Here is a 363-nt window from a genome sequence, read left to right as displayed (position 1 = left end):
GGGCGAAGGCCAGCAGGCGCGGCAGAAAGCGCAACAGGCGGCTGCTCACGGAGTCTGCAGCAGGGTCTGGCATGGCTGGGCATCCTCGCTTTGGTTCGTGGTGTCAGTTCAAGGGTGATGTCAGCCGCGCTGTCGGGCGCGATGCTGGAAGAACGTCGAGGCGGTATAGAGCGCCAGACCACTCCAGATCAGCACGAAGGTGATCAGCATCGTCGGATGCAGGGCTTCCTTGAAGATCAGCAGCGCGATCAGAAACTGCATGGTCGGGTTGATGTACATCAGAAAGCCGACCGTGGCGAGGCGCAGGCGACGCGCCGCACCGGCAAAGGCGAGCAGCGGCAGCGCGGTGAGCACGCCGCTGGA

At 63.9% G+C, this 363-nt stretch carries 1 pseudogene; it reads right to left on the bottom strand.

What is annotated here, in order from left to right:
* Positions 1–120: 120 nt before the first annotated feature.
* Positions 121–363 (bottom strand): annotated as a pseudogene (locus R0J88_RS19040) (EamA family transporter); the annotation flags it as partial.

It is taken from the genome of Pseudoalteromonas sp. SIMBA_162 (genome assembly GCF_046535955.1).
GTDB classification, from domain to species: Bacteria; Pseudomonadota; Gammaproteobacteria; order Enterobacterales; family Alteromonadaceae; genus Pseudoalteromonas; species Pseudoalteromonas marina.
The sequence above is the reverse complement of the archived record's forward strand: the minus strand, read 5'-3'. Positions and strand labels throughout refer to the sequence as shown.